This window comes from Pseudomonas hunanensis (assembly GCF_013393325.1).
In the GTDB taxonomy this organism is placed as follows: Bacteria; Pseudomonadota; Gammaproteobacteria; order Pseudomonadales; family Pseudomonadaceae; genus Aquipseudomonas; species Aquipseudomonas putida_P.
The window spans coordinates 64,286-78,056 of record NZ_QJRC01000104.1; the positions used below are offsets into that span (position 1 = coordinate 64,286).

Below are 13,771 nucleotides of genomic sequence, written 5' to 3' on the forward strand. Positions count from 1 at the left end.
ACTTCATTAATCAGGTGTGGTTGATATCACGGTCCTTGGTTTCCGGCAGGAAGAAGATCCCCAGCACCGCCGTCATCACCGCAATCACGATCGGGTACCACAAGCCGTAATAGATATCCCCGGTCGCCGCCACCATGGCAAACGCGACCGTCGGCAGAAAACCGCCGAACCAGCCATTACCGATGTGGTAAGGCAGCGACATCGAGGTGTAGCGGATACGCGCCGGGAACAGCTCCACCAGCCAGGCCGCGATCGGGCCGTAGACCATGGTCACGTAGATCACCAGGAGGGTCAGCAGCAACAGCACCATCGGGTAGTGGATCTTCGCCGGGTCGGCCTTTTCCGGGTAGCCGGCCTCTTTCAACGCACCACTCAAGGTGGCGGTAAAGGCCTCGCTCTGCACTTTGAAGTCCGCGGCGGCCATGCTGCTGCCTTCAAAGCTGGGCAGTACCCGCTCACCAATGCGGATCTGCGCCACACTGCCAGGCTCGGCCGCCTGGTTGGTATAGGGAATGGCGCGCTTGGCCAGCAGGCTCTTGGCAATGTCGCAGGAGCTGGTGAATTTGGCCTTGCCCACCGGGTCGAACTGGAATGCGCACTGGCCAGGGTCGGCCACCACCACAACCGGGTTCTGCTCCTGGGCAACGAACACATCCGGGTTGCCGTACTCGGTCAACGCCTTGAAGATCGGGAAATAGGTCAGCGCGGCGATGATGCAGCCGGCCATGATGATCTTCTTGCGGCCAATGCGGTCAGACAAGCTACCGAAAAAGATGAAGAACGGCGTGCCGATCAGCAGCGAGCCGGCAATCAGCAGGTTGGCGGTCTGCGGCTCGATCTTGAGCATCTGCAACAGGAAGAACAGCGCATAGAACTGCCCGGTGTACCACACCACCGCCTGCCCTGCGGTACCGCCCAGCAGCGACATGATCACCACCTTGAGGTTGTCCCAGCGGGCGAACGACTCGGTCAGCGGTGCCTTGGACGCCTTGCCTTCGGCCTTCATCTTCATGAACACCGGCGACTCGTTGAGCTGCATGCGGATGTACACCGAAATCGCCAGCAGCAAAATCGACAACAGGAACGGCACCCGCCAACCCCAAGCTTCGAACACCTCGGTGCCCATGACGGTGCGGCACGCCATGATCACCAGCAACGACAGGAACAGCCCCAACGTGGCCGTGGTCTGGATCCAGGCGGTGAAGAAGCCCCGTCGGCCCTTGGGTGCATGTTCGGCCACATAAGTGGCCGCGCCGCCGTATTCACCACCTAGGGCCAGGCCTTGCAGCAGGCGCAGGGTAATCAGGATGACCGGCGCAGCCACGCCAATCGCGCTGTAGCTGGGTAGCAAGCCCACCAGTGCGGTCGACAGGCCCATGATGACAATGGTGATCAGGAAGGTATGCTTGCGCCCGATCATGTCGCCCAGCCGGCCGAACACGATGGCGCCGAACGGCCTTACCGCAAACCCGGCGGCGAACGCCAGCAGCGCGAAGATGAACGAGGTGGTTTCATTGACCCCGGCAAAGAAGTGCTTGGCGATGATCGCGGCGAGAGAACCGTACAGGTAGAAGTCGTACCATTCGAACACTGTGCCCAGGGACGAGGCGAAGATGACCTTGCGCTCCTCCTTGGTGATACCGCGTTGGGGCGCGCTACTGCCCGTGGATGCGCTGTCGAGAACCGCCATGGGTTGCCTCCGTCATGTCGTCATGCAGGCCGGAGCACCTCACAACCACTTCACCGTCGCACCCAGGCGCTGGGGCTTGCTTTGGATTGCGCGAAGCACGACGAGGCGGGCCGCCTCGGATCGCAGCAAGGTAAATGAAGCATAATCGGGATTGCCGGGATATCCACCCGCCTGGCCATACACCAGAGGGCAGCATGGACGACACGGCAACACCCGGCTGGCAGGGCGATATCTGGTTGGCGGACGATCACTGCCTGCTGCGGTCTACGCTGGGCAGGACCGACAGCCATGTGCATTACGCGCATCAGGTGCTTGTGGGCCTTGGTGCGGATGTCGAGGTGCGCCTAGGCGAGCGGATTTGCAGCGGCCCACAGGTGTTCATCGCGTCGCGGCAACCCCATGCCATCCTCAGCCATGGCGTACCGTGCCTAACCGTGTTTGCCGAACCGCTGGCCTTCGACCTGGCAGACCTTGCCCTAGCCTGCAAGCAAGCCGGCAACAGCGCAGAGCAACTGGCAGAGTGCCTCATGCACTGGCCGCGCCGGCCGCTCGACCCGCGCCTGAGAAAAGCCCTCGAGCGCATCCGCGCACTCGACGAACAGGCCTTGCCGGCCCAGGAACTGGCCAGCACTGTTGCGCTGTCGCTCAGCCAACTGGAACGCCTGTTCAGCGGCTCACTGAAATTGTCCGTGCGCCGGCTGGTGCTGTGGCAGCGCTTGCGCATGGCCCTGCAACAGGCGCTGGGCGGCGCCAGCCTGACCGAAGCGGCATTGGCGGCGGGGTTTGCCGATTCGGCACATTTCACCCGCAGCGTTCGCCAGCAATTCGGCCTCAGCCCAGGTACCGCTTTGCGCCGCTTGCGCCTACGTACGTTCGGCTAACGCCTGACGCAGGCCTGCCGGCAATACCGCCGGTGGCTGAACATCTGCGCTTGCCCACGGCTCACGCAGTTGCGCCAGGTACGCCTGCGGATAGTCCGGCCGATCACCGATGCCCATGTCGTCGTCCGCCAGCGTATAGCCTGGCAGGTACAGCCGCGTGCCAAGCAGGCGGTCCCACAGGGGGAAGAACAGCGCAAAGTTGACGTCGCCGGTAGTGCCGTACTTCAGGTGGTGCAAGCGATGCACCGGTGCCCAGGCGAACACATGGCGCCAGCCGCCAATATGCATGTCCACGTTACTGTGCTGCAGCAACAGCTGGATAGACACACTGAACGCCAGCAGCGATGCCACCTCGACGGGCAAGCCAAGCAGCAGCAACGGCAAGGTGCCCCCCAAGGTTTCGAGCAACTGGTGTATAGGGTGTTTCATCAAACCGTTGAAGCCGTACAAGCGGGTGACACTGTGGTGCACCGCATGCAGCCGCCACAGCAGCGGGCTGCGATGGCTGGCGTAGTGCACCAGCGTGATGCCCAGGTCGGCCAAGGCAATGGCCAGCAGCAACTGCAAGGCCAACGGCCAGTGGCCCGGCCACAGGCCCGTTTCCGGGAGCCAGTGGGCAAGCAGCGGGATGGCTGCCACGCTGGCGAGGGTCAGGCACTCGTTGAACAGCGCATGGCACAGGTCGCGACGGCCATCGCCTTGTGCCTGGTTCCAGGCAGCCTTATAAGGCATGAGCCGCTCACAGGCGAATGACAGCAGCACTGCGCTGGCCAGCAGTGGCACCAGCCACAACGGGTGGGCTGCCAATGACAAGGCGGCGGCAATGAAACCGAAGAAGAACAGTGGGGCGTATAGGGTGCGCATGGGCGACTCCAGGTAGTCAGGAGCCGCCAGTGTTGAGCCTCAGCCCAGGTGAGCGCTTGAAAGAACGGCGCATGCATGGCCGCGCCTGCAAATCGCCCGCGTTGGCTTGAAAAAACCGTTACCGCAAGAACTGCACGACCTCCGCCAGCACCACCTCTGCCTGCTCCCGGTGTGGCACATGCCCACAGCCTTGCAGCAGTCGCGCCACCCCAGGCCCACCCGCCAGCGCCACCAGTCGTTCGGGGTGCGCCGACGAGCCAAACTCGTCGTTATCGCCATGCAGGCTCAACAAGGGGCAGCGAACCTGCGCCAAAACGGTATCCAGGTTCCAGTCGGCAAAATCCTCGGCCAGCCAGTTGTCCACCCAGGCGCGCAGTACCCATTGGGCCTTGCTGCCGTGGTAGCGCTCCAGCCGCTGCAGTTGCCCAGGCTCGGCAAACTGCTGGTCCGCTGACCGAATGCCTTCAAGTGTGCGGGCTTCGACAAAGGCCTGCGCCGACTCGGTGATCAACCCCATGCACTGGCTGGCGAATGCCGCAGCGCAGGCCACGGCCATTCCGCCGCCAACGCTGTGACCGAAGACAATGAAATCAGCTATGTCAAAGTACTCGCGCAGGGCCGTGAAGCCCTGCTGCGCCTCGTTCTCGACAAAGCCCAGGCGTAACCTGCCGGGGTGTGCGTCGGAACGACCGAAGCCCAAGCGGTCGTAAGCGATCACCTGGTGCCCGGTAGCCTGCGCCAGCTGCGCCGGGAAGTCGCGCCACAAGGCCACGCAACCCAGCGAATCGTGCAACAGGACGATAGGCGCCCCCTGTGCCTGCAGCGGCACCCACTGCTGGGCGAACAGCTTGCCTGACGCGGTGTCGATCCAGTGCTCGCGAATGTGCAGGCCGCTCATACCGCCTCCGCCACCGGCCCCTTCAACTCGACCTGGTTGCCATCCGGGTCGTAGCAGTACAGCGAGAGCCCTTCGCCTTCGGCGCCATAACGCTTTTCCGCAGGCTCTACCGTTACCCCGGCGGCCTCCAGGTAGGCCGTCAGTGCGGCCTCGTCGAACGGCTCGATCCGCAGGCAGAAGTGATGCAGGTTGCGCCCCTCCACCCCCGGTGCCGCCCCGCCTGGCTGGCCCAGCGGGCCGTCCAGGGTCACCAGGTCGATCATCGCTGTGCCCGTGGCCAGGTGCACCATGCCCAGGTCTTCGCGCACCCGGCTGACATTGCAGCCCAGCAGCTCGGTGTAGAAGGCAACACTGCGCGGCAGGTCACGGACCCGCAGAACAAGATGGTCTATGTGCTTGATAGCGAACGGTCGCATGCCGGGCTCCTTATGCCGTGTGTGCGAGTACCGTCGCCACCATAGCCCAGCTTCGCCCGGCGTGGCCAGAATCAGCTACTCGTTAACCAACCGTTGCAGCACGCCCCCTTCATGGCGCGTCAAGATACGCAGCAGTTGGTCGACCAGCGCGCGGTCCGGGGCGTCCAGGTGGAAGTGGTGCCCGCCCGGGTGCCAGGAAACCTTCGCCTGGCTGGGCAAGGCGGCCTGACGCCGGATAAAGGCCTCGCCAGTGAATGCGCCCTGGCGGCCAAACAGCAGGTACAACGGGCAGCGGATCTGGCTGAGCAGGTCGCAGGCTTCGCGCTCGGTCAGCGGCATGGGTTCGGGCAGCACCAGCCGTGGATCGTGGCGCCAGCAATAGCCATCGCCCAGTTGCAGCAGGTCGCGCAACGCCAACAGCCGTGCGGCACCCTCCGACAGCTCGGTGTCCAGGCGTTCGCGGCGTTGCGCCAGGGCGGTGTCCAGGTCGTCGAAGCGGCCCGCGTCCGGCTCGGCAAAACCCGGCAACTGGATGCGCTGTACCATGCGCTTGAGCCGGTAGGCCCGTGCCAGGTGCTGCACGCGGTCATCCTCGGCCACCGTGAACGGTGCACCCATGCCGTCGAGGAAGGTCATGCTGGCAACGCCACTGGTCATGGCCGCCAGCAGCGACGCTACGCCAGTGCCCATGCCATGGGCCAGCACATGAAACTGCGCCAGGCCCAGGCTGTCGACCACAGCCAGCATGTCCTGGGCGTGTTCCCACAGGTAATAGCCACTGTCATGACGACGATGGTCGGAACGGCCATGGCCGACCAGGTCGGGCGCCACCACGAAGCAACCATCGAGCATCGGTGCCAGGCGCTCGAACGAGGCGGCGTTGTCCAGCCAGCCATGCAGGGCCAGTACCGGTATCCCCTCTTCCGGGCCCCAACAGCGCACAGCAATCTCGATACCGTCGAGGTCCAGTAAATGGTCCTTGGGACTGAACGGCGAACGCATGCTCTCTCTCCCTGACTGGTGCCTGGCGCGTACTCGTCAGGCCGGCACACCACCTTGGCCCAGCCACGGCTCACCTGCTGGCCCCTCGCCGACAACTGCATGTGCATCACCGACTCGGGCAGGCAATTATCTACCGCACCTCGCGCCTGCGCCTGCGGCTCCATAGCGGCGACCGACCACGGAGCTACGACATGAGCCACACCCCTTACCACCACGCGCAAATGACACAGTCCCTGCCCGGCTGGAGCAAGGCGCTGCACAGCGAACACGCCAGTCGCATCCTGGCGCGCTTGCGCAAGGACTATCAGGATGCCGAAGGCAATGCTTACCCTTGGTACAGCCAGGCAGACCCACTCACCCGTCAGGCCGTGCAGCGCGCCATCGCCACTCGCGACGCCAGCAGCAGGGCCCTGCAGGCTGCGCTGAGCGACTTGCAGGGCGTCACTGCGTTCTGCGCCCCACTGCTGCAAAAGCAGCTGGGCATCGACACCCCGGTCACTCAGGCGCAATACGTTTATCAAGCCACCGCCGTCAGGCAACCGGACGGGATACCGAGTGGCCCTGTAGTACCAGGTGAGCTGGGCGAGATCGTACCCAAAGGTGACCCGCAGTATCGCAGCCTGCTCGAAGCGGCCCTGCACAATTTCGAAGGAACTGCCGATACCACCCGTTTCAGCCGCCTGCAGCACGGCCGCCAGGACATCAGGCCAATCGCAGGGATGTCGGTGGCGGGGTTCATCGACCAGTGCCGTGCGCTTGACCTGGGCCAGCGCTACCAGCAGCACCTTGACCAGGTCTACGGCGGTGCAAACAAAGCCGAGCTGCAGTCACTGGCCATCACTGCACGGCGTGACGAGTTCCGCGTGCAAACCCGTATTGCGGCCTGCAAAGGCCACCTCAGCCACGCCAGCGCTTTCGCGCTGCATGGCCTCGGTGCCGAAAACGCCGACCCCACCTATCAGGGCCGCCCCCTGCGTTGCTGGCAGCTGCAATTGTTTGGCATCCCGATCCACGAACTGCTGTTCATCGCGCCCACGCAAAACCGCACCCATGACCCGGTATTTCTCTACAACCCGGCAGATGGCGATGCGCTCAGGGAATTTGCCTCGCTGGGCGATGCACGCAAGTACCTGCGCCAGCAACTGCTGCAGGACGACTACCGCAAGCGCTTCGTCGCCCTGGCGCTGCAATCGCAACAGGCAGCGTTGAACCAGCAGCTTGAGCGCGCCCTTTACAGCAACGCCGACCAGGGAGCGCAGCGGCAACCTCGCAAGTCGATACATCTGGAGTCCATCGACAGCACCTTGCCAGATGTCCCTTGGGCACAGCTGGAATCCCGCCATCTTGTACGTCTGCGGGCCGATGCTCGCCAGGTGGCGGTTCCCACAGAAGATGTTGACGCCAGGGTACGTTTGCAGAACATCGAATACTGGCTGGACCTGGGCATGACCGTGCTGAATGTCGCTGCCATGGTCGTACCCTGCCTGAACCCGATCATGCTGACCATCGGCGCCGCGCAGATCATGGGCAGCGTGTTCGAGGGCATTTCAGCGTGGGAGGAAGGTGACAATGAAGCGGCTGTGGCCCAGCTTGAGTCGGTGTTGCTGAACATTGTCACAGTGGCTGCCATGGGCGGCGCCACCATAGCGCTGAAGGCCTCAGGATTCGTCGATGCCATGCAGAGCATCGTCAAGGATGGCAATGACTACCTGTGGAACCCCACGTTGAAGGACCGTGCAAGCCCGGTATCGATTGCCGAACACCTTGAGCCCGACGCACAAGGCCGTTACACGGTAGACGGGCGCCACTACATTCGCATCGATGGTGTTGTCTACGAACAGGTGTATGAGCGGGGCCAGTGGCGCATCCCCCACCCACTGGCCCCACAGGCTTATCGGCCGGTAGTGCGCGAATACGGTGCAGGCGCATGGCGCGCAGAACATGAAACGCCGCTGGAATGGGATGACCTGTATTTGTTGCGCCGCTTAGGGCCAATCAGTGACGGCCTGACTGACGAAGCGCTGAAGGCAGCGCTAGCGTGCTCCGGTGTGCAAGGCGACGAACTTCGCCAAACCCAGGTTGCCGCACAGCAACCGCCTGCCTTGCTGGCCGATGCACTCGACCGCCTTAGCGCACGGGATCAGCTCAGCCCTGCCGAACGAGCCCACCCCCTGGCCAGGCAGTTTCCGGGGCTGCCGGGGCGCGCCATCCGGCAGCTCATGGCCAGGACCTGCGCCAGTGAGCGCCTACGCCTGGCCCAAGGCAGGGTGCCTTTGCGCGTCGCCGAAGAGGCCCGGCGGCTTCAGGCACATGCCCGCTTGAGCAGGGCCTTGCTGGGGCTGTATCGCCCTGACCTGGCCACTGCCGACAGTGAAGTGCTGGATGCCGCACTCAAGGCCGAACACCCTGAGCTTGATCCTCACCAACGGTATGAGGTGGCGATTGCCAACCGGGCGCATGCGGCACGGCGGATCGGGCAGCAACCCATCAGGCCGGGCTACCGTTCGCCGATGCGCCTGGCCGATGGCCGCCTTGGCTACCCACTCAGTGGAAGGCTGCCTTGGACCAATACGGCAAATAGACGATTGCGGGCACTGTACCCCAGCCTGAGTTCAAGCGAGCGCAATACCTTGCTCGGCCAACTGCGCCAGCGCGGTGACGTAGCGGCGCAGATCAGGGCGCTGGAAACCGAGCGCAACAGCCTCGACAACACGCTGCGTGACTGGGCGAGTCAAGGCAACGAGAACCAGCGCAACGCACGCAACGAGGTACGCGACCTGTTCAATGCCGCCTGGCGCCGTGACGACCCCGACAGCCTGACACTGCAAGGCCTGGAAGTCGACGCCCTGCCATCACTGCCGGCGCGCTTCGATCACATCACCACCCTGAACATTCGCGCTATCGGCATCCGTCAGTTACCTGCAGACTTCTTCCAGAGCTTCCCCTCGTTGCGCGCCCTGCGCCTGGCGCAAAGCCCAGAGCTCGATTTCGACGGCCTGTTCCGTGCACTGGCGTCCACCCCGCAACTGGAAGAGCTGGACCTGGGCAACAACCAGTTGGGCAGCCTGACCGACGGGATGCGCCAACACCTGACCGGCCTGACCCGCCTGCGCCGGCTGAGCCTGCGTCTGAACAGGCTGCAGCTAAGCGAAGCCGACCTGCAGACCCTTGCACAGCTTCCCCTCGAATACATTGATCTGGAGTACAACCACATTACGCTGAGTGATGCCTTGGCAGCACGATTCACCGGCCTGCACCAATTGCGCGGCCTACGCTTGACCAACAACCCGCTGGGTCAGGCCCCCGACCTGACCGGTCTGACCCGCCTGACCAACCTGCAACTGCGCAACTGCAGCCTGCATGAGTGGCCGCGCGGCCTCACATCACTGATGGCGCAGGCCGACCTGCAATTGCGCCACCTCAGCCTGAGCTACAACCCGATCGCCGAGGTGCCGGACCTTAACCAGTTGCTGACCAGCCCCTTTGCCGATGCCCTGCGTGCAAACCGCGATGCCTTGTGGGACTTCAACGAAAACGACCTGGATGCCAACAGCAACCGCCGGCTACGCGCGGCCGGCGTCGAAGTGCACAGCGACGATCAACTGTCGGATATCAGCGAGGAGTTCTGGCTCGTGGATGCCAGCCCAGAACAGACACAGCTTTGGAACGAATTGTTCGAGGGCGATGCAAACCGACATTTACGCGATGTCATCGAACGCGTGACTCGCTCGCAGCAAGCCGAGCAGGATTTGCGCGGGCTGAGTAATCAGGTCTGGCGGTTGCTCGAACAGGCCTGGCAGGATGAGGCGCTGCGCACCCATCTGGACAATGTCGCGCAAGACTACCCGCCCACCTGTGGCGACGCCGGTACCGATGCGTTCAGCGCCCTCGAAATTGAAGCACAGGTGTTCAGCCAACTGGCCCAGGAAGCAGAGCGCCCCGCCTACCTGTTCAACTTTTTCAGAACCCTCTATCGCCGGGAAATGGTCAACGCGCTGGGCGAACGGATCCAGCTCGCTCGCCTGGCGCGCCAGGCACGCTTGCTGGAGCTGGAGCGGCTACCTGCCCAGGCACAGCCCGCAAGGATTGATGTGCCTGCGCTGGACAGCCTCGACGAGCTGAGTGACAACGCCCTGCTCACTGGCGGGACGGACCTGATCGAAATACGCCTGGCCTTGCGCCAGTCACTGGCAGTGCCACTCGACTTTCCAGAAACCAGCCAAGGCATGCTGTATCGCCGCGAAGCGATGATTTCGACACGGGTGGAAAGCAATGTCGAACACGCCGTCCGGCAATTCGACCAAACCGCCACAGAGCGCAGGGCATGGGTTGCGCGGCAGCCCAGCTGGCAACGTTACCTTGCCCAGCACTTCGCCAGCCAGTTCGCCACGCTCGATGAGCGGTGGTACCAAGGCATGCAGTACCTGGACTATTGCCTGGACGCTGAAAACGAAGCCGTCACTTCGCTGGATGGTACGGTATTGCAAGCCATCGGCGAGGCGCTGCCCGCGCCAGCGTTGGACGGCAGTGGTCAATTGCAAAGAATGGACCTTGGCAGCCAGGCTTACGACCTGGCCAGCCGGCGCCTGAACGCCGGGCGTGAGCAGCAGCGCGAAGCGTTGTTCGAAACGCTTACCCGCCTGCAAGACCCGAACAGATAGCGCCCTACTGCCCGCGCAGGTCTTCGAAAAAGGCCTGCCTGCCATCCACTTGGCTCGACGCCCGTGGGGCCACCGCGGCATCGCCGTTGGCGGCCTCCACATGCCAGTAGCAGTGCTGCACCGCGCGGGTCACCGCCACATAGGCCAGGCGTTGCACCTCTTCCTTCTGCGCCGTATCGAACGGCTGCGCATCACCAGCCTTGCCCAAGCCGGCTTGGCGATACACCTGATTCTTGTAGGGCGAGCTGGTCAGGTACTGGCAGTCACCCAGCATGAACACCGCATCGGCCTGCAGGCCCTTGGCACTGTGGTAAGTCAGTTGGCGCAGCCGACGCTGTTCGGCCGGCAGCGCCGCGTCGGCGTGCAATACGCCTTGCAGGTGCTCGGCCATCAAGGCCCTGTCGCTGCCTTTGCGGTACAGCATCATGACCGTCTCGCCCCGCTGGTAATGCTCGATCAGCGTTTCGCCCAGGGCGGCCTCGTCACGGTCGAACACCTTGACCGGCGAGCCGGGCAGCTCGGCCGCCGGGCCACTGGCACGGGCTTTCTTGCCGGCAATCGCCGGGGTGCCTTTGACCAGGTGCTCGGCCGCGTCGATCACCTGCTGCTGGCAGCGATAGTTGTCCACCAGCATTACCCGCGTATTGGCCGGTGACGGGAAGGCCTTGGTGAACTCCATGAAGTACTTGGGCGAACTGCCACGCCAGCCGTAGATCGACTGCCAGTCGTCACCCACGCACAGCAGCGACGAGTGCTGGGCGTGGCGCCCAGTGTGCATGGCCGGGCCGCGTCGGCGGATTTCGGCGAGGCTGGCACGCAGCCAACTGACGATCTGCGGCGACACATCCTGAAACTCGTCGATCATCAGGTGCGCCAATGGCCGCAGCAACGGGTCGGGCAGCAGTTGCAGGTTTTCCGGGTTGTTTTCGCCGAACAGCGCGAACATGCGGTTGTAGCTCATCACCGGTGGCGACTGGTCCAGCAGGTGCATTTCCAGCGCTTTCCAATACAGCGCCAGGGCTTCGAAGAACCGTGCATCACTGTCGCCGGACGGGAAGCTCATGGCCGCCACCGCGTTGTTAACGTCCAGGCCAAGGTTCTCGATGAAGTTGGCCGCGCTGACGAATGCATCCAGCAGTGGCGCCGGGGCCAATTCACCCTTGACCTTGTACTCGAAGCCGGGGCCAGCCACCGCATCGCCTGCCAACGATGCGGCCAGGCGCCGGGCCATGGCGTAGTTGTCCAGCCAGATCAGTGGCCTGTCGCAGAAAGCCTGCAACAGCGTGCGCTTGACCGCCCACTCCGCACGCACTGCCAGCTTGGCGCCAGGGCGCTGGTACTGCGCGCTTTCCGCCGGGTCGAAGCCCAGCACCACCAACGGCCCCTGGCCTTGCAGACGGCCATGCACATGAAAGCGGCTGCCACGGATATCGACGGTTTCGCGGCAGGGTTCGATGCCCTTGATCGGCCAGGCACCGGCAGCGAACCACAGGTCCTCGATCACGTCGCACAGTTCTTCGTCGCGCTGGGCCGCCAATTGGGTTACCTGGGCGCGCTTCTGCACGTCGGGGTTGTTCGGGTCCAGCGGTTTGAGCTGCAACGCTTCGCTGCGCAACAGGCCTACCAGCTCGGCAAAACGCGGGCTCTCGCCCAACAAGCTGCTGTAGCACTGGTTGAGCTGCTGGCGCTGGGCGTCGTTCAGGCGCAGATCGAACGGGTTGCTGTCAGCCTCGGCTTCACGCCCTGCAGGCATCTCGTTGCCCAGTGTTTCGAATGCTCGCACCTGGCCGAAGCCCGGCAGGCTGCGCACCAGCGGCAGGATGCGCGAATGGAAGGTGCGCACCAGCTCGCGGGCCTGCACCGGTTGCAGGTTGATCTGCCACAGGGCGAAGACCTGCAACAGGCGCTTGATGAAGTCCTTACGCGACTCGCGGGTGAAGGTCACCACGGTCATTGCATCCAGCTCATAGCCCAGGTAATGGCGTAACAGCAGGATGCGCAGCACCAACGATGTGGACTTGCCTGCCCCGGCGCCTGCCACCACGCAGGTGGAAGGGGTGTCACTGAAGATCAGCTTCCATTGCGCGGCGCTGGGCTGCGCCTCGGTAGGCAGGCGCTGGGCGACATCCGCCTTGAAGCGCTTCTTCAGCTCGGCTGTCAACGGCAGGCGCCAGTCGTCGAACAGGTTGTCGTCCTGGCCAGGCACAGCGGTTGTGTCGGGGCGCGAATCGCGAATCACCAGCACCTGGCGACCAGCCTCATAGCCAGTGGCGTGGCCGAGGGACCAAGAATCGCGGTGCTGGGCCTGCAAACGGGTCAGACCACGCCCCAGCAGGCGGGCGACCAGGCGGCGAAACCAGGGCAACTGGGCAGGAGGGGTAAGGTCGGCGAGGGCCTGGGGTTGCTCGTGGGCCACGGTCACTCCGTTGAAAATCAAAACAACGGGCATGTTCGCCGCATCGACGGAAAATCGCCAGCGAATGCTTGCAGATCAGTGGATTAGGCGATGAAGCGCATAACGCTTGTCAGCATATTCAATCCAAAAAATAGATTGTTTTAAGTCGATATTTACGCTTATTTTCGATGTTTCTTTAGCGCATCATGGCGTCATTCCACTGTTTCAAGGAGCACGATCATGCTGCAACTGCGACCCTTCGAAAGCCTCGGCCACGCCAACCATGGCTGGCTTGACGCCCACCATCACTTCTCCTTCGCCGAGTACTACGACCCGGCACGCATGCACTGGGGCAACCTGCGGGTATGGAACGACGACCTGATTGCAGCCGGCAGTGGCTTCCCGCCGCATCCGCACCGCGACATGGAAATCATCACCTATGTACGTGAAGGCGCGATCAGCCACCAGGACAGCCTGGGCAACAAGGGCCGTACCGAAGCCGGTGATGTGCAGGTGATGAGTGCCGGCACCGGCATCGTGCACAGCGAGTACAACCTGGAAGACGTCGATACGCGCATTTTCCAGGTCTGGATCGTGCCGGAGCGCACCGGTGAAGCACCGCAGTGGGGTAGCCGGCCGTTCCCCAAAGGCGAACGTGGCGAAGGCTTCGTGACCTTGGCCAGCGGCCGTGCCGGTGATGAAGACAGCCTGCAGATTCGCACCGATGCACGGTTGGTGGCGGCCACCTTGCGTGCGGGTGAAACCGCCGAATACCGCTTCGATGCCGCACGCCGGGGTTACCTGGTGCCGGCCAAGGGGCTGGTCGAGGTCAACGGGTTGCGGGCCAAGGCGCGCGACGGCGTGGCAATCGAGCAGGAAGCAGTACTGCGCGTGACCGCTATCGAAGACAGCGAGATTGTGCTGGTGGATGTGGCCTGACGCCCAGCGACCTGCGTTGTTTGTA

Annotated in this window: 9 protein-coding genes; 3 read left to right on the forward strand and 6 right to left on the reverse strand. The window is 63.5% G+C overall.

Annotation, left to right across the window (positions count from 1 at the left end; all coding sequences use genetic code 11):
* Positions 1 to 10 precede the first annotated feature (10 nt).
* The gene (locus tag DM807_RS27505; RefSeq protein ID WP_012272917.1) at positions 11 to 1,690 is read right to left on the reverse strand and encodes an MFS transporter; all 1,680 of its coding nucleotides are present in this window, start codon (positions 1,688 to 1,690) and stop codon (positions 11 to 13) included.
* Positions 1,691 to 1,884: 194 nt separating this feature from the next.
* Here DM807_RS27505 and DM807_RS27510 point away from each other — a divergent pair, with 194 nt between their 5' ends.
* On the forward strand, positions 1,885 to 2,571 hold the full coding sequence (locus DM807_RS27510) for a helix-turn-helix domain-containing protein (protein WP_060492896.1): 687 nt from the start codon (positions 1,885 to 1,887) through the stop codon (positions 2,569 to 2,571).
* Here the strand turns inward: DM807_RS27510 and DM807_RS27515 are convergent.
* The 4 genes from DM807_RS27515 to DM807_RS27530 all read right to left on the reverse strand — a co-directional run bounded on the left by DM807_RS27515 (position 2,554) and on the right by DM807_RS27530 (position 5,751).
* A complete protein-coding gene (locus tag DM807_RS27515; RefSeq protein WP_060514693.1) occupies positions 2,554 to 3,435 on the reverse strand; it encodes a sterol desaturase family protein in 882 nt (293 codons plus the stop codon). The genes DM807_RS27510 and DM807_RS27515 overlap by 18 nt on opposite strands.
* 118 nt (positions 3,436 to 3,553) lie before the next feature.
* Positions 3,554 to 4,333 carry an alpha/beta fold hydrolase gene (locus DM807_RS27520; RefSeq protein WP_060492898.1) on the reverse strand — a complete coding sequence of 260 codons (780 nt, stop codon included), beginning with the start codon at positions 4,331 to 4,333 and terminating at the stop codon, positions 3,554 to 3,556.
* Positions 4,330 to 4,749, reverse strand: a complete 420-nt coding sequence (locus DM807_RS27525) for a VOC family protein (protein ID WP_060492899.1) — start codon at positions 4,747 to 4,749, stop codon at positions 4,330 to 4,332. Before DM807_RS27525 ends, DM807_RS27520 begins: the two co-directional genes overlap by 4 nt.
* 75 nt (positions 4,750 to 4,824) lie before the next feature.
* Positions 4,825 to 5,751 carry an alpha/beta fold hydrolase gene (locus DM807_RS27530; RefSeq protein WP_179028193.1) on the reverse strand — a complete coding sequence of 309 codons (927 nt, stop codon included), beginning with the start codon at positions 5,749 to 5,751 and terminating at the stop codon, positions 4,825 to 4,827.
* Between the two features lie 191 nt (positions 5,752 to 5,942).
* Here DM807_RS27530 and DM807_RS27535 point away from each other — a divergent pair, with 191 nt between their 5' ends.
* On the forward strand, positions 5,943 to 10,412 hold the full coding sequence (locus DM807_RS27535) for a dermonecrotic toxin domain-containing protein (protein WP_179028194.1): 4,470 nt from the start codon (positions 5,943 to 5,945) through the stop codon (positions 10,410 to 10,412).
* Positions 10,413 to 10,416: 4 nt separating this feature from the next.
* Here the strand turns inward: DM807_RS27535 and DM807_RS27540 are convergent, their stop codons facing one another.
* Positions 10,417 to 12,861, reverse strand: coding sequence for a UvrD-helicase domain-containing protein (locus tag DM807_RS27540; protein ID WP_069942377.1), 2,445 nt, complete (start codon positions 12,859 to 12,861; stop codon positions 10,417 to 10,419).
* A 186-nt stretch (positions 12,862 to 13,047) separates the two neighbouring features.
* On the opposite strand from DM807_RS27540, the gene DM807_RS27545 reads away from it, so the two are divergent.
* The gene (locus tag DM807_RS27545; protein WP_069942376.1) at positions 13,048 to 13,746 is read left to right on the forward strand and encodes a pirin family protein; all 699 of its coding nucleotides are present in this window, start codon (positions 13,048 to 13,050) and stop codon (positions 13,744 to 13,746) included.
* Positions 13,747 to 13,771: the final 25 nt, after the last annotated feature.